Genomic DNA, 14,183 nt, shown 5'->3' with positions numbered 1-14,183 from the left:
TCCGAAGCATGGAAAATGCCATCGCGATCTCCGGCTTGCACAAGTCGTTCGGCCGGACGAAGGCCCTGGACGGCCTCGATCTGCAGGTACCTACTGGGGAAGTACACGGATTCCTGGGCCCGAACGGCGCCGGGAAGTCGACCACCGTCCGGGTCCTGCTCGGCCTGCTCCACGCGGATTCGGGGGACGTCCGGCTGCTCGCCGGCGACCCCTGGAAGGACGCGGCGAGCCTGCACCGCCGCCTGGCCTACGTGCCCGGCGACGTCAACCTCTGGCCCAACCTCTCCGGCGGCGAGGTGATCGACCTGCTCGGCCGGCTGCGCGGCGGCCTCGACGAGAAGCGGCGCGCCGACCTGCTCGAGCGGTTCGACCTCGACCCGAAGAAGAAGGGGCGGACGTACTCGAAGGGCAACCGGCAGAAGGTCGCCATCGTCGCAGCGCTGGCGTCCCGGGTGGACCTGCTGATCCTCGACGAGCCGACGTCCGGGCTCGACCCGCTGATGGAGGCGACGTTCCAGTACGCCATCCAGGAGGAGCGCGAGCAGGGCCGCACGGTGCTGCTCTCCAGCCACATCCTCGCCGAGGTCGAGGCGCTCTGCGACAAGGTGAGCATCATCCGCAACGGCCGGACGGTCGAGTCGGGCACGCTAGCCGAGCTGCGCCACCTGACGCGGACGTCGATCACCGCCGAGCTCGCCGGACCGCCCAACGGCCTGGCGACGCTGGCGAACGTCCACGACCTCAAGGTCGACGGCAACCGCGTCCGGTTCGACGTCGAGACGCGCTCGCTCGACGAGGCGCTGCGTCAGCTGACCCAGGTCGGCGTGCGGAGCCTGGTCAGCCAGCCGCCGACGCTGGAAGAGCTGTTCCTGCGGCACTACACGACCGAGGCGAGCGCGAAGTGACCGCGACCCTCTCCCGCGAAACCGAGGTTGCGCCGGCGCACGAACTGGCCGGCACCTGGCACCTGACGCGCCTCGCGCTGCGCCGCGACCGCGTGACCCTGCCGATCTGGATCGTGCTGCTCAGCGTCATCCCGGCGAGCACCGTCAAGACGTTCGCGCAGTTCTACCCGACCGACGCCGACCGCCTCGCGCTGCAAGCGGGCGCGACCGCGAACCCGTCGTACGCGCTGCTCTACGGGCCGCCGTTCGACCTGACCAGCGCGGGCGGGTTCATCGCCTGGCGCATGTGCGGGTTCCTGGCGCTGCTGATCGGGCTGATGGCGGTCTTCACCGTCACGCGGCACACGCGTGCCGAGGAGGACACCGGGCGCGCCGAGCTGCTCGCGTCCGCGGTCGTCGGCCGGTACGCGGCGCTGACCGCCGGGGTGCTGGTGGCCGGCGCGGCGAGCGTGCTGATCGGGCTGATCCAGGTCGGCTCGATGATCGGCGCGGGCCTGCCCGCGGCCGGCTCGCTCGCCTTCGGCGCGTCGATCGCGTTGGCCGGGCTGGCGTTCACCGCCGTCGCCGCGGTCGCCGTCCAGCTCGCCGAGTACTCCCGCACGGCCAACGGGATCGGCACGGCCGTGGTCGGCGCCGCGTTCCTGCTGCGCGGCGCGGGTGACTCCACTGTGGACGCTCGCTGGCTGTCGTGGCTGTCGCCGATCGGCTGGGTGCAGCAGATCCGCGCGTTCGCCGGCGAACGCTGGTGGGTGCTGCTGCTGCCGGTGGTGTTGGCCTTGGTGATCGGCGCGACCGCGTACTGGCTGCTCCCCCGCCGCGACGTCGGCGTCGGTTTCCTGCCGCCGCGGCCGGGCCCGGCGCGGGCGGCCGCGAGCCTGCGGTCCCCGCTCGCGCTGGCCTGGCGGCTGCACCGCGGCCCGCTGCTCGGCTGGACGATCGGGATGGCCGTCGTCGGCGCGGTGTTCGGCTCGATCGCCAGCGGCATCGGCGGTCTCGTCGGCTCGAGCCCGCAGGCGCAGCAGATCATGGAACGGCTCGGCGGCGCGCACGGCCTCACGCAGGCGTTCCTCGCCACGATGGCCGGTATGTTCGCGATGGTCGCGTCGCTCTACGGCATCCAGGCCGTGCTGCGGATGCGCGGCGAGGAGACGGCGATCCGGCTCGAACCGGTGCTGGCGACCAGCGTCGGCAAGCTGCGCTGGGCGGGCGGGCACCTGGTGTTCGCGTTCCTCGGCACGGCGTTGCTGCTGCTGACCGGCGGCCTGTTCCTGGGCCTGGCCAACGGGTTGCGCACCCACGACGTCGGCGGCTCGGTCGGTGACGTGCTGAGCGGGATGCTGGTCCAGCTGCCCGCGACGTGGGTGGTGATCGCGCTGGCGGTGACGCTCTTCGGCCTGCGGCCGGCCTACTCGGCCGCGGCCTGGGGCGTCGGGGCGCTGGCGCTGCTGATCAGCCTGCTCGGCCCGATCGTCAACGCACCGCAGGGCGTGCTGGACGTCTCGCCGTTCCAGCACCCGCCGAAGCTCCCGAGCCAGCCGTTCGTGGCGACGCCGCTGGTCTGGCTCCTGGTGGTCACGGCGGTGGCGCTGGGCGCGGGGCTGATCGGCTGGCGCCGCCGCGACGTCGGTTAGCGCTCAGTCCTGGCTGGTGGTGGCGACCAGCGAGGTCGACGTCGGGGTCGGGGTGGTCGTCGGCGGCGTCGGCGAGACCGTCACCTGCACGAGGGTGGTCGACGTCGTCGGCGGCACGGTTTCGACGGCCGTGACCGTGGCCGCGGGCGGGGCGGGGGCCGTGACCGTGACGGGCTGGATCGGCGCGGACGACGTCGGCGCCGGCTGGGTGGACTCGACGGGAGGCGGGGTCGGACGGCCCGCGACGAGCAGTGCGGCCACCAGCAATCCGGTGGCGAAGCCCGCCAGCCCGATCACCACGGCGGAGCCCCAGCTGGGTCGGGTGGACATCCGGGCACCCCCTCGCCACGCGCAGCGCAGATACGAGGAAACTCGCGTCGATCTTAACTCTCGTTACACACCTCCGGCGGCTGCCGAACCGGTGACCCGGCCCGGCAACTGCCGGTCACGGCGTCTTGAGCCCGTCGACGACCACGCGGACCAGGTGCTCGCTGCCCGGCGCGTACCGCTCGACGGCCAGGCAGCCGACCATCAGCGCCCGCAGGTCGTCGCCGTCGATGTCGGTGCGGACGGCGCCGACGGCCTGCGCGCGTTCGAGCAGCACGCTGAAGGCGCCGCGGAAGTCGTCACCCGCGTCGGCCTTGAAGCCGATGCCGCCGGCCTCGGTGAGGGCGTCGCAGATGGCGCGGTTGAGCGAAGCCTGCTTGATGACGCGGACGAAGTAGCCGAAGAAGACTTCGCCGGGGTCGGCCGCGTCGGCGAGACCGCGGGCCTCTTCGGTGAACTGGGTGATGCGCTCGAGGACGACGGCCTGGAACAGCGCTTCCTTGCTGGGAAAGTGCCGGTAGACGGTGCCGGCCCCGACGCCGGCCAGCCGCGCGATGTCGTCGAGCGGCACGGCCAGCCCGTCGGCGGCGAACGCCTCTTCGGCGGCAGCCAGGACCTTCGCCCGGTTGCGCCGCGCGTCCGCCCGCAGGCCGGTCTTCTCCATCGAGTTTCCTCCTCGTTGACAACCGGAACGGTGGCTCCGTATTGTCGTAAGCGGGTGCACCGTTCCGATTCAACACACATCTTCTCAGGAGAATTCCGATGCCACGCACCGTGTCCGAGATAGCCGACCTCGTCCGCACCGGGATGACCGCGCTGGACGCCTCCGGGTTCGCTTCGCTGTTCGCCGAAGACGCGGTCTACGAGAAGCCGTTCCTGGGGCAGCGCACAGAAGGCCGCTCCGCCGTCACCGCCGAACTCACCGCCGCCGGCGCACGAGGCCGCGCGCTCGGCGTGGCGAAGACCGAGGTCGAGGTGACCTTGACGGAAACGGGCTTCGTGCTCGAACTGGTCGCCGTCGGCGAGACGTTCGCGTTCCCGTCGTCGGTGGGGATCGTGACGGTCACCGACGGGTCGATCACCTCGTACCGCGACTACCCGAACGGCTCGGGCGCGTCCGCCGCCGCGCGCGAGGTGTTCGACCGGTTCCTGGCGGCGTCGGTGGAGAACCGCTGGGACGACCTCGCCGACCTGTACGCCGAGGACGTGGTGATCGAGATGCCCTTCACCCCGGCCGGCGTGCCTCGGCTGACGAAGGGCCGCGAGGAGCTCCGCCGCCGCTTCCGTGCGGCGGGCGGCGTCCGGCGGCTGGTCAAGGCGGAGAACGTCGTCGTGCACGAGACGGCGGACCCGGCGGTGCTGGTGGCGGAGTTCGACCTGCACGGGGAGATGGCGGGCGAGGCGTTCGCCTCGACGTACGTGATGGTCATGACGATCGCCGACGGCCGGATCACGCACTCCCGCGACTACAGCGACACGGCCGCGGCGGCGGAGCGGATCCGCCGGTTCACGGCGTCGTCGCCTGCTGGCTCGACGGCGGGATGAACAGGCGCTGGAACGTGCTCACCGAGTAGTCCCAGACCCCCGGCACCAGCAGGACCGCCAGCACCGCGAACACCGGGAAGATGAGCCGCTTCTCCACCTTCTTGCCGGTGCGGAAGCGCAACGCCCGCGGCGGCCGGATCTCGTACCAGGTCTCGCCCGCGATGGGCACCGGGAACAGGAACGGGCAGCCGGCTTCGGTCAGCGCGTCACCGAGGCAGTGCGTCAAGCAGCCCGCCGCGACCGCGACGCCGAGCCAGCCCGTGATCGAGGCCAGCTCGCCCGCGCGGTCCGGCGGGGCGGTGAAGAACCACCACGCGACCGCCGCGCCGCTCACCGGCAGCAGCCAGTCGCCCAGCGCGCCTTCCGCCAGCATCAAGCCGAAGACCACCACGCCGACCACGGCCCAGGGGCCGCCCGTTTCGGTGCCCCAGGACGTCAGCGCGCCCAGGCCGGCCGCGAACAGGACCGTGTGGGAGAGATGGCGGTGCTTGCCCGTGACGTTCTCGTCGCGGGGGCCCTTGGTGAGGGCGTAGATGCCCGCCGAGACGCGGCGCAGCAGCCAGGACAGGGCGCCGGTGAGCCAGCCGAGGAGGCGGGACGCGCTCGCGCCGGGGTGGTCCAGGTCGGGCAGCAAGGCGAAGCCCGCTGTCGTCGCGGCGAAGACCACCGCTTGGTGCACCGAGCCCGCGCCGACCGCGGGCGCGATGGCCAAGCCTGCGCACCACCCGGTCAGGGCATGCGTGCGCCCCATCATCGTGCCGCCCCCAGAGTCCGCGAACCGAATCAGTCCGCAGGACCGTAGCGGGGGATCAGGCTTGCGGGTCCTCCGACACGCTCAGGTGTTCGGCCACGCCGGTGAGCTCGATCACCCGGCTGACGGCCGGGCTCGGGACGACCGCGAGCTGGACGTCCTGCTCGCCGGCCTGGCGTTGGGCGCGCAGCACCACGTTCAGCGCGGAAGAGTCGAAGAAGGTCACCCCGGTCAGATCGGCGACGACCCGCTGCGCGCGCTTGTCCGCGATCAGGCCGGCCAAGGCCTCCTGCAGCTGCGGGCTGGTGAGCAGATCGAGCTCACCCGTGACCACCACCCGGGGCTCCGTCGCTTCGGTGTCCAGCGTGATGCCGAACCCGGGCGGGGTGGCGTTCTGGTCGGCTGCGGGCATGCAGTTTCTCCTCGTCAGGCGCTGCTCCTGCGCCGGGTACGCGCCTGTTGTCTCAAGCGGCAACCGTGTCACCGTGCCTTTCACAGCCCGGGCAGGACCCCGCGCCGGACACGGTCAAGGCAACTCCGGGACCAACCCTAACCCAGCAGGCGACCGAGCCCGCCACGGCCGCCGCCCTTTCGCGTGGAGTGGTCACGTGCGATCGGATCCTGCCTGCTCACGGTGCTGTTCAGTGCGCACTGACGGCCTTGCGCTCGGCTCGGCGCTGCCGGAGGAACAGCTGCCGCCGTTCGATCTCGCCGAGGCCGCCCCAGATGCCGTAGGGCTCCTGCACGGTCAGCGCGTGCGCGCGGCACTGGGCGAGCACCGGGCAGGCCTGGCAGATGGCCTTCGCCCGCGTCTCGCGCCGCTCGCGCGCCGAACCCCGCTCGTTGTCGGTGTGGAAGAAGAGACTGCTGTCCGCACCCCGGCACGAGCCGCGCAGTTGCCATTCCCACTCTTCAGCAACCACAGTGGGCAGCCGGCTCACGTCAGCCATCTCGTTCCTGCCTTTCCCCGGATCAGCACGTCGACCGCTATGTGCCCGCCGGTGCAGCGGATCAAACGCGGGTTTGGTTTGCTCACACCACGGGCATCTCGCTGACCGGGCGTCGAGGGACACCGCAAGTCACCCAGCGCGAGTGCGGAGAAAGGAACAAACGTGGAGGACAACGCCCCGCTCGTGCCGGGAGGCGCGCAGGTCATCGAGGTGCGGACGGCCGCGATCCCGCACGTGGTGCCGACGTTGCGCACCATCGTGGCCGACATCGCGATGCGTCAGGACTTCGACCTCGACGCCGTCGAGGACCTCCGGATGGCGGTGGACGAGGCGTGCTCGCTGCTGCTGCCCGCCGCCTCGGACGGCAAGCTCACCTGTGTCTTCTCCTGGAGCGGGCCGCGCATCGAGGTTTCGGTGTCCGTTCTGTCGGACTCGCCCGACCACGGGGACGACACCGGCCTCTCCTGGCAGCTGCTGACCGCGCTCGCGACGTCGGCCGAGCGGACCGTGACCCCCGAGGACGGGCGCTACCTGTCCCGGGTCGACCTCGTCCGGGAGAGCCAGGCGGCCGGCTCGTGACCGATGCCGCCGGGAGCAGCGGGACGGGCCTCGACGTCAGCGCGCTGTTCACCCACCTCGCCGCGCTGCCGGCGGACTCCCCGGAACGGGAGCGCATCCGCGACACCCTGGTCCGCAACCACCTCGAACTGGCGCGCAACCTGGCGCGGAAGTTCCGCAACCGCGACGAGGCGATGGAGGACCTGGTCCAGATCGCCACGGTCGGGCTGATCCACGCCGTCGACCGGTTCGACCCGACGCAGGGCACGGACTTCCTGGCGTTCGCGGTGCCCACCATCTCCGGCGAGCTGCGCCACCACTTCCGCGACAACAGCTGGTCGGTGCGGGTGCCGCGGCGGCTGAAAGAGCTGAACGCGAACATCTCCGGCGCCCGCGAAGAGCTCACTGTGCAGCTCTCGCGCGCACCGCGCCCGAGTGAGATCGCCGCGCGGCTCGGCGTGCCCATCGAAGACGTCTACGAAGGCCTTCGCGCCGGTCAGGGCCGCTACGGCGCGTCGCTCGACCACCTGCTGGAGAACGCCGCACACACGCGGTTCGGGGCGCCGGACGCCGAGCTCGGCCAGGCCGAGCTGCGGGAGGCGCTGCGCCCGATGCTGGACAGCCTGCCGGATCGGGAGCGCAAGATCGTGGCGCTGCGGTTCGGCTCCGGGATGAGCCAGTCGGACATCGCGCGCCGCGTCGGGGTCTCCCAGATGCAGGTGTCGCGGTTGCTGGCTGCGACACTGAAGAAGCTGCGTTCGGGCCTGGACGAATCCGAGCTGGCCGACGGCACCTGATTAGCTGCGCAAAGCCGTGGGTACTTCGCGGACAGTACCGAAAGCACAGGGAGGGGGACCCCGATGACGACGTCGAAGATGCCGCAGCGCATCGCCGCGGCCGCACCACTGACGGTGCTTCTCCCGTCGGACGTCACCGCCCCGGCGCTGGCCCGCCGGGAGGTCCGCGCGGCCATGGCCGCCTTCGGCCTGGACGAGGCGCAGCTGGAGGACGTCCTGCTGGCGACCTCGGAGCTGGTCACGAACGCCTTCGAGCACGGTGAACGCCCGCAGCGCTTCCAGATGGAGTACGCCGACGGCCACCTGACGCTGCGGGTGTACGACACCGGCCGGATGCTGCCCGAGCTGCGGGCGCCGTCCCCGGCCGAGGCACGCAGCCGCGGGCTCGTGCTGGTCCAGGCGCTGTCCGAGGACTGGGGCTTCGAGCGCTGCCCCGGCGGCAAGTACGTCTGGGCGATCTTCCGCGTCTCGGACCCGGCCTAGTCACAGCAGTTCGCGGGCGGCTTCCGTCTCCCCGATCCGCTCGCGGAACGGCTTGCGGTCCAGCGCCTCGACGATCGCGTCCAGCAGAGCGCGCAGCGAGTGCGGCAGCTCGGCCTCCAGCGCGTCCCACGCCTCGTTCGTCGCCGCCCACTCGGCCTCCACCAGGGGCAGCACGTCACGCGCCCGGTCCGTGAGCGAGATGATCCGCTGCCGCGCGTCGGCGCCGGGTTCGAGCGTCACCAGGCCGGCCCGGCTCATCTGGGCGACCGTCTGGCTGGCGGCCGAGTGCGTCACGCGCAGCTCCGCGGCCAGGTCCCGGATGGCCAGCGGTCCCTTCGCCAGCAGCGCGCGCACGACCGGTGAGTACCGCGGCCGGTAGCCGTCGAGGCCGATGTCGCCGAGGAACTTCGCGACGTCGCCGTCGAGCAGTTCGAGGACGTGCCGCAGCCGGGTCCCCAGCCCGTCCGGACCCGAAGTCATGGCCATGACGGCCGATCATAGGTGTGCTTGGATCGCGGCATGGAGAACCGGAAGATCACCCGCCTCGGCCGCGAGGTCTCGGTCGTCGGGCTCGGCTGCTGGCAGCTCGGCGCGGACTGGGGCGAGGTCGGCGAGAACGACGCCCTCGCCGTGCTGCACGCGGCGGCCGACGCGGGCGTCACCTTCTTCGACACCGCGGACGTCTACGGCGACGGCCGCAGCGAGCGGCTGGTCGGCCGGTTCCGCGCCGACCACCCCGATGTCTTCGTGGCGACCAAGATGGGCCGCCGGGTCGACCAGGTGCCCGAGAACTACGTCGCCGCGCACTTCCGCGAGTGGAACGACCGGTCGCGTCGTTACCTCGGGATGGACACGCTCGACCTGGTCCAGCTGCACTGCCCGCCGACGCCGGTGTACTCCACGGACGCCGTCTACGACGCCCTGGACGCGATGGTCGAGGAAGGCCGGATCAAGGCGTACGGCGTGAGCGTCGAGACCTGCGACGAGGCGCTGGCGGCGCTGGCGCGGCCGAACGTCGCGTCGGTGCAGATCATCCTCAACTGCCTGCGGCTCAAGCCGCTGGAGCGGGTGCTGCCGGCGGCGTCGGACGCGGGCGCGGGGGTCATCGCGCGGGTGCCGCTGGCGTCGGGCCTGCTGTCCGGGCGCTACACGGCGAGCACCACCTTCGCCGACGACGACCACCGGAACTTCAACCGGGGCGGCGACGCGTTCGACGTCGGCGAGACGTTCTCCGGCGTGCCGTACGAGGTCGGCCTGGAGGCCGTCGAGCGGCTGCGCGGGCTCGTTCCCGAGGGGCAGGCCCTCGCGCAGTTCGCCCTGCGCTGGATCCTCGACCAGCCGGGCCTGAGCACGGTGATCCCGGGCGCCCGCAACGCTTCGCAGGTGGCGGCGAACACCGCGGCGGCCGCGCTCCCGCCGCTGCCGGAGGAGGCGGCGGCCGGCGTCCGCGCGACGTACGAGGAGCTGATCCGCCCGCTGGTGCACGATCGCTGGTAGGCCCGGCATGATGGGCCGATGATGACGCCCGAAGAGCTCCTGACGACCACCAGGACGGTCCGCAAGCGGCTGGACTTCGACCGGCCGGTGCCGATCGACCTGGTGAAGCACTGCATCCAGGTGGCGCTGCAGGCGCCGAGCGGTTCGAACACCCAGCGCTGGCAGTGGCTGGTCGTCACCGACGACGCCCAGCGCGCGGCGCTGGGCGCGATCTACGGCCGGGCGTGCCACGAGTACCTGGAGTCGGGCAACGCGGCGGGCAAGCTGTTCGCGGACGACCCGACGCGGGCCCCGGTGCAGCAGCGGATCGGGTCGAGCGTGGAGTTCCTGGCCGACCGGATGGGTGACGTCCCGGTCCTGGTGATCCCGTGCCTGGAGACGCCGTCGGACGAGCTCCCGGCGGGCAACCAGGCGGGCCTGTGGGCGTCGCTGCTGCCGGCGGTGTGGAGCTTCATGCTGGCGGCCCGCTCGGTGACCCTGGGCACGGCGTGGACGACGCTGCACCTGAAGTACGAGCAGGAAGCGGCGGAGGTCCTGGGGCTGCCGAAGAACGTCCACCAGGCGGCGATGATCCCGACGGCGTTCTACACGGGCGAGACGTTCAAGCCGGCATCACGCCAGCCCCTGGACGACGTGCTGCACATCGACCGCTGGTGACGTGGGCCGGAGTCCGGGGCCGGCCGGCCGAACTGTCGGCGGCCGACCCGGACTTCACCCGCTTCGGCGCCGGGAAGCATCGGTACCGGCTCGAACCGCCGGTGCCGGCGGCGGAGATCGCGGACTTCGAGGCGCGCCACGGGGTGACGCTGCCCGAGGAGTACCGCGGCTTCCTGCTGACCGTGGGCGGACACGGCGCCGGGCCGTACTACGGCCTGTACCGGCTGAGCGCGCCGGAATGCCCCGGCGAAGACGGCTGGCGGCCCGGGTTCCTCTCGACGCCGTTCCCGTTCACGGAGGCGTGGAACCGCGCCGAGCACCACCCGACCGACAACGAGATCCCCGACGACCTGTACTTCGACCAGCGGTGGATCACCGGCTCACTGAAAGTGGCCCACTTCGGGTGCGGCGCCTACTTCCGGCTGGTGGTCACCGGCCCGGAACGCGGGCGGCTGTGGTTCGACGACCGCGCGTCGGACGGAGGCGTTTCCCCGTGCGGCACGGGCTTTCGGGAGTGGTACCTGAAGTGGCTCGACGGCCGCGAGCCATGAAGGCCTCCTTGCCGGAGCGAAGGGGGGACGTCGGCAAGGAGGCTTCACGGCCTTTCGGCGGCCAGGTGGCTCTAGCGCACCGTCAGCGTCAGCCGCTGGATGCCCCACGCGTCGGCCTGGGAGCCCGGTAGCCAGACGTCGACGATGTCGTCCTTGATCCAGCTGCCGATGTCCGCGGCGTAGCACTCGCCGTAGCCCGGGACCGAGAACCTGGTGCCCCACGGGACGTTCCGGGCGTCGACCGCGCAGAAGCCCGGGCCCGCGCTGTAGCCCAGCGCCGTCTGGGCGACGTCGTTGTACGACGTGACGCGGTAGCTCAGCGTCGTGCCGGCCGGGATGCGGTAGGCCGCGAGGTGGTTGCCCGTGTCGAGGCGGTACGCCGTGGAGATCTGGCCGAGCGAGCCGGGTGAGTTGTCCTCCGCCGTCATCGCGTAGAGCTGGTAGTTCGCGTTCTGGCACGGGCTCGCGTCGGTCACCGTCAGGGTCGGCTGGCCCCAGTCGGAAATCCACTGCAGCGCCTGGCCGTTGCGGAACGCGCGGTACGCCTTCGCGCCGCTGACGCGGGCGAACGTGAACGTCACCTTGCCGTCCGCGCCGAGGCCGCCACTGACGGAACCCGGTGCGGGCAAGCGGTTCGACACGTTCGCCGCGCCGACGAGCGTGCCGGGGCCGTGGCCGCCGGTGACCGGGCGGTCCGGGATCGTACCGGTGTAGAAGTGCTGGCACGCGGGCAAAGCCGCGGCGGACGCCGGGGCCGCGGGAGCCACGAGGAGGCTGCCGGCGGCGAAGGCCGTCAAGGCGATGATCCTGGCGAAGCGCATGACGGGGGAACCTCCATGGCGGGGACCGGAGCGGAGGTGAAACAGGTGGGAGGTGCGGGTTCGCCGCGCACCAGACGTTAAGTGGCCTGGACCACACAGTCAATAGGTCTAGACCTTTAAGTAACCAAAGCGACTAGAGGTAGCTGACCAGCTTCTCGGCGATGGCGGCCGGGTGGCTCAGCGGCGCGCAGTGCGGGCCGTCGGCTTCGTCCGGTTCGACGCCCAGCCGCGAGCGGGCCACGCGGCGCTGGAAGTCCGGCGTGAAGAACCGGTCGTCGCGGAAGAGCAGCGCGCGGGTCGGGACGTCCGGGTGGGCCGGCAGCGGCCACGGCTCGTCCCACTCCTTGCTCACCTGATCGCGCCCGTGCGCCTGGCACTCGTCGGCCAGCGACGGATCGACGCCGTTGAAGAACTGCTCGGCCTCGCTCAGCCCGGTCGGCGCCGCGAACCCCGTGTTCCCCCACCACTGCCCGGGCTGCTCCCCCGGCGCCGGGATCATCCCGGCCAGGTACACCAGCACCCGCGCGCGGACCTTCGCCGCGACCAGCGGCGCGGTGAAGCCGCCGTAGGAATGCCCGACGACGGCGACGTCCGTGCGGTCGCCCAACGCGGCCAGCACCGTCTCGGTGAACTCCGCGAGCCCGGCCGCCGGGTCGGTGATCGGCAGGTCCGGGGTGACCGCGTCGTGGCCGCGGGCCGCGAGCTCGGGCACCAGCCGGTGGAAGTCCCAGCCGCTGCCACCGCCGCCGTGGATCAACGCGAACGTCGTCATGGCGGTCAGCTCAGCAGCGGCGCAGCATGTCCGTCAAGGCGGTCTTCTCGCCCTCGGTCACGGTCAGCCCGTAGTAGTGCTTCACGACGATCCAGTCGGTCGCGTAGGTGCACCAGAACGCCACGAGCGGCGGCTTCCACTGGTCGGGCGCCTTGTCGCTCTTCTGCTGGTTGAGGTTGTCGGTGACGGCGAACAGCTGCGGCCGCGTCAGGTCGTTGGCGAACTGGCCGCGCTTCTCGGTCGTCCACGCCTTCGCGCCGCTCGCCCAGGCCTGGCCGAGCGGGACCATGTGGTCGATGTCGAGGTCGGTCGGCTTGGTCCACGTCTCGCTGTCGTAGACGCTCGTCCAGGTCCCGGACGTCGCCCGGCACTCCTTGTCCGTCTTGACGTCCTTGCCGTCGCGCTTCAGCACGACTTCCCGCGTGTCACAGCTCGACCCCTGGCTCGCCCAGTGCGGGAACTTCTCACGGGAGTAGCCGTCCATGGACGTCCGCGCCGCGACGGTCAGCTCGCCGAGCTGCTTCTGCGCGTCGGCGGCGTTGACCGGGACGGGCCCGGAGGGGGCAGCGGAAGATGTCGACGGACCGGCCGGGGTCGCGCCCGCGCCTCTCGTCGCCCAGTAGCCGAAGAGGGCGATCGCGAGGATCGCGACTACCAGCAGGGTTCGCTGCGTCACGCTGAGCCGAAAGCCGCGGGCCGCCAAGATTTTCTCCTCTCACCCAGGGGTGCGCGCGGCGTAGTCTTCCTGCTGTCGACGTGGGAAAACCGCGTCGACACGACCGCCTGGCGCGAATGTGATCTCGCCCACCCCTAGCTGAGATGTCACATCGGGCCCATGAACTGCGACTACCGGAGCAAGGACCAGCCGGAGGGAGCAGGCCGATGCCCGGTCGGCTAAAGAAGTGGAACTCGAGCTTCGACGACTACGTGCAGCGCAAAGCCGCCGAGGGCGGCAACGTCGTCGCCATGGCCCGGATGGGTGCGGCGATGCGCGAGCGCGGGGAGCTCATCGAGGCCGAGTCGTGGTACCGCAGGGCCGCCATGGGCGGTGACCGCACGTCGATGACGGCGCTGGCGCACCTGCTCAACGAGCGCGGCCTCCTGGAGGAGGCCGAGCGCTGGTGGCACGAGGCAGCGCTGGCCGGCGACCCGCACGGGATGCTGAACCTCGCCCGCTCCTACGAACGGCGGGGCAAGCGCGACGACGCCCAGCACTGGTTCGGCGCGGCCGCGCGCACCGGCGACCTGTCCTCGATGGCCGCGCTGGGGCACCTCCTGCGTGAACAGGGCAAGACCGAAGAAGCCGAGTCGTGGCTGCGGCAGGCCTCCGACGCGGGCTACACCGGCGCGATGATCGACCTGGGCATCCTGCTGCGCGACCGCGGCCAGGCGGCGGAGGCCGCCCGGTGGTGGCGCGCGGCCGTACTGGCCGGCGACCTCGGGGGCGCGTGCCAGCTGGGCAGGCAGGCCGAGCGGCTGGGCCGGCCCAGCGACGCCGAGACGTGGTACCGGCAGGGCGCGACCGGCGGCAACGTCGAGGCGATCGTCCGGCTCGGGCTGCTGCTGCACCGCCGCGGCGACCTCGAAGAGGCCGAGAACTGGTACCTCGACGCCGCCGAGCGCGGCGACCCGGCGGCGATGACGAACCTCGGCGTCCTGGCCCGCAACCGCGGCGACGAGGGTGAGGCCGCCGCTTGGTACCGCAAGGCCGCCGAGCACGGCAGCGTCCCGGCCCTGACCAACCTCGGGCACCTCGCCGAGCACCGCGAAGACCTCTCGGAAGCCGAGCAGTGGTTCCGCCGCGCCGCCGAAACGGGAGACGTCCAGGGCATGCTCAGCCTGGCCCGGATGCTCCGGTCGCGAGGGGCCGCCCATGAGGCCGAACTGTGGCTGGCCCGGGCGGAGCACGCCCAGGGCGACCACGAGCACCAACACTGA

Annotated in this window: 19 protein-coding genes; 10 read left to right on the top strand and 9 right to left on the bottom strand. The window is 71.9% G+C overall.

Going from position 1 to position 14,183, the window contains the following annotated elements:
* The first annotated feature begins 8 nt into the window (after positions 1–8).
* Positions 9–905 carry an ABC transporter ATP-binding protein gene (locus OHS58_RS39065; protein ID WP_328645726.1) on the top strand — a complete coding sequence of 299 codons (897 nt, stop codon included), beginning with the start codon at positions 9–11 and terminating at the stop codon, positions 903–905.
* Positions 902–2,536 carry an ABC transporter permease gene (locus OHS58_RS39060; protein ID WP_328645725.1) on the top strand — a complete coding sequence of 545 codons (1,635 nt, stop codon included), beginning with the start codon at positions 902–904 and terminating at the stop codon, positions 2,534–2,536. Before OHS58_RS39065 ends, OHS58_RS39060 begins: the two co-directional genes overlap by 4 nt.
* A 3-nt stretch (positions 2,537–2,539) precedes the next feature.
* Here the strand turns inward: OHS58_RS39060 and OHS58_RS39055 are convergent, their stop codons facing one another.
* Together OHS58_RS39055 and OHS58_RS39050 are read right to left on the bottom strand one after the other, a co-directional pair.
* Positions 2,540–2,866: a hypothetical protein gene (locus OHS58_RS39055; RefSeq protein WP_328645724.1), complete on the bottom strand. Its 327-nt coding sequence runs from the start codon at positions 2,864–2,866 to the stop codon at positions 2,540–2,542.
* A gap of 115 nt (positions 2,867–2,981) precedes the next feature.
* Positions 2,982–3,527: a TetR/AcrR family transcriptional regulator gene (locus tag OHS58_RS39050; RefSeq protein ID WP_328645723.1), complete on the bottom strand. Its 546-nt coding sequence runs from the start codon at positions 3,525–3,527 to the stop codon at positions 2,982–2,984.
* A 98-nt stretch (positions 3,528–3,625) separates the two neighbouring features.
* Between OHS58_RS39050 and OHS58_RS39045 the strand changes: the two genes are divergently transcribed.
* Positions 3,626–4,408 carry a nuclear transport factor 2 family protein gene (locus OHS58_RS39045; protein ID WP_328645722.1) on the top strand — a complete coding sequence of 261 codons (783 nt, stop codon included), beginning with the start codon at positions 3,626–3,628 and terminating at the stop codon, positions 4,406–4,408.
* Here the strand turns inward: OHS58_RS39045 and OHS58_RS39040 are convergent.
* From OHS58_RS39040 to OHS58_RS39030, 3 genes are all read right to left on the bottom strand, one after another.
* Positions 4,371–5,159, bottom strand: a complete 789-nt coding sequence (locus tag OHS58_RS39040) for a metal-dependent hydrolase (RefSeq protein WP_326945698.1) — start codon at positions 5,157–5,159, stop codon at positions 4,371–4,373. The two genes, OHS58_RS39045 and OHS58_RS39040, sit on opposite strands and share 38 nt — an antisense overlap.
* Before the next feature lie 58 nt (positions 5,160–5,217).
* Positions 5,218–5,571 (bottom strand): STAS domain-containing protein, encoded by a 354-nt coding sequence (locus OHS58_RS39035; RefSeq protein WP_247060053.1) that lies wholly within the window; start codon positions 5,569–5,571, stop codon positions 5,218–5,220.
* A 229-nt stretch (positions 5,572–5,800) separates the two neighbouring features.
* Positions 5,801–6,109, bottom strand: a complete 309-nt coding sequence (locus OHS58_RS39030) for a WhiB family transcriptional regulator (protein WP_247060052.1) — start codon at positions 6,107–6,109, stop codon at positions 5,801–5,803.
* A gap of 162 nt (positions 6,110–6,271) precedes the next feature.
* Here OHS58_RS39030 and OHS58_RS39025 point away from each other — a divergent pair, with 162 nt between their 5' ends.
* The 3 genes from OHS58_RS39025 (at position 6,272) to OHS58_RS39015 (ending at position 7,947) form a co-directional block, all read left to right on the top strand.
* The gene (locus OHS58_RS39025; protein WP_247060051.1) at positions 6,272–6,688 is read left to right on the top strand and encodes an anti-sigma factor; all 417 of its coding nucleotides are present in this window, start codon (positions 6,272–6,274) and stop codon (positions 6,686–6,688) included.
* Positions 6,685–7,464 (top strand): SigB/SigF/SigG family RNA polymerase sigma factor, encoded by a 780-nt coding sequence (locus tag OHS58_RS39020; protein ID WP_326945697.1) that lies wholly within the window; start codon positions 6,685–6,687, stop codon positions 7,462–7,464. Before OHS58_RS39025 ends, OHS58_RS39020 begins: the two co-directional genes overlap by 4 nt.
* A 63-nt stretch (positions 7,465–7,527) precedes the next feature.
* Complete coding sequence (locus OHS58_RS39015) at positions 7,528–7,947, top strand: ATP-binding protein (protein ID WP_326945696.1); 420 nt, start codon at positions 7,528–7,530, stop codon at positions 7,945–7,947.
* Here the strand turns inward: OHS58_RS39015 and OHS58_RS39010 are convergent, their stop codons facing one another.
* Entirely contained in the window at positions 7,948–8,433 is a 486-nt protein-coding gene (locus tag OHS58_RS39010) for a MarR family winged helix-turn-helix transcriptional regulator (RefSeq protein WP_247060048.1), read from the bottom strand.
* A 33-nt stretch (positions 8,434–8,466) separates the two neighbouring features.
* On the opposite strand from OHS58_RS39010, the gene OHS58_RS39005 reads away from it, so the two are divergent.
* Genes OHS58_RS39005 through OHS58_RS38995 form a run of 3 tightly spaced genes read left to right on the top strand, consistent with a single transcriptional unit; the run spans position 8,467 to position 10,652 of the window.
* Positions 8,467–9,444, top strand: a complete 978-nt coding sequence (locus tag OHS58_RS39005; RefSeq protein WP_328645721.1) for an aldo/keto reductase — start codon at positions 8,467–8,469, stop codon at positions 9,442–9,444.
* An 18-nt stretch (positions 9,445–9,462) separates the two neighbouring features.
* A complete protein-coding gene (locus OHS58_RS39000) occupies positions 9,463–10,101 on the top strand; it encodes a nitroreductase family protein (protein ID WP_326945693.1) in 639 nt (212 codons plus the stop codon).
* Positions 10,098–10,652, top strand: coding sequence for an SMI1/KNR4 family protein (locus OHS58_RS38995; protein ID WP_328645720.1), 555 nt, complete (start codon positions 10,098–10,100; stop codon positions 10,650–10,652). The genes OHS58_RS39000 and OHS58_RS38995 overlap by 4 nt, the downstream gene beginning before the upstream one ends.
* A 71-nt stretch (positions 10,653–10,723) precedes the next feature.
* Here the strand turns inward: OHS58_RS38995 and OHS58_RS38990 are convergent, their stop codons facing one another.
* The 3 genes from OHS58_RS38990 to OHS58_RS38980 all read right to left on the bottom strand — a co-directional run bounded on the left by OHS58_RS38990 (position 10,724) and on the right by OHS58_RS38980 (position 12,948).
* A complete protein-coding gene (locus tag OHS58_RS38990; protein ID WP_328645719.1) occupies positions 10,724–11,473 on the bottom strand; it encodes a 3D domain-containing protein in 750 nt (249 codons plus the stop codon).
* Between the two features lie 133 nt (positions 11,474–11,606).
* On the bottom strand, positions 11,607–12,245 hold the full coding sequence (locus tag OHS58_RS38985; protein ID WP_326956270.1) for an alpha/beta fold hydrolase: 639 nt from the start codon (positions 12,243–12,245) through the stop codon (positions 11,607–11,609).
* 10 nt (positions 12,246–12,255) lie between these two features.
* Entirely contained in the window at positions 12,256–12,948 is a 693-nt protein-coding gene (locus tag OHS58_RS38980) for an HNH endonuclease family protein (protein ID WP_326945689.1), read from the bottom strand.
* 179 nt (positions 12,949–13,127) lie between these two features.
* Between OHS58_RS38980 and OHS58_RS38975 the strand changes: the two genes are divergently transcribed.
* On the top strand, positions 13,128–14,183 hold the full coding sequence (locus OHS58_RS38975) for an SEL1-like repeat protein (protein ID WP_247060041.1): 1,056 nt from the start codon (positions 13,128–13,130) through the stop codon (positions 14,181–14,183).

This window comes from Amycolatopsis sp. NBC_00348, from assembly GCF_036114655.1.
Lineage (GTDB): Bacteria > Actinomycetota > Actinomycetes > Mycobacteriales > Pseudonocardiaceae > Amycolatopsis.
This window is presented reverse-complemented; position numbering and strand designations above follow the sequence as displayed.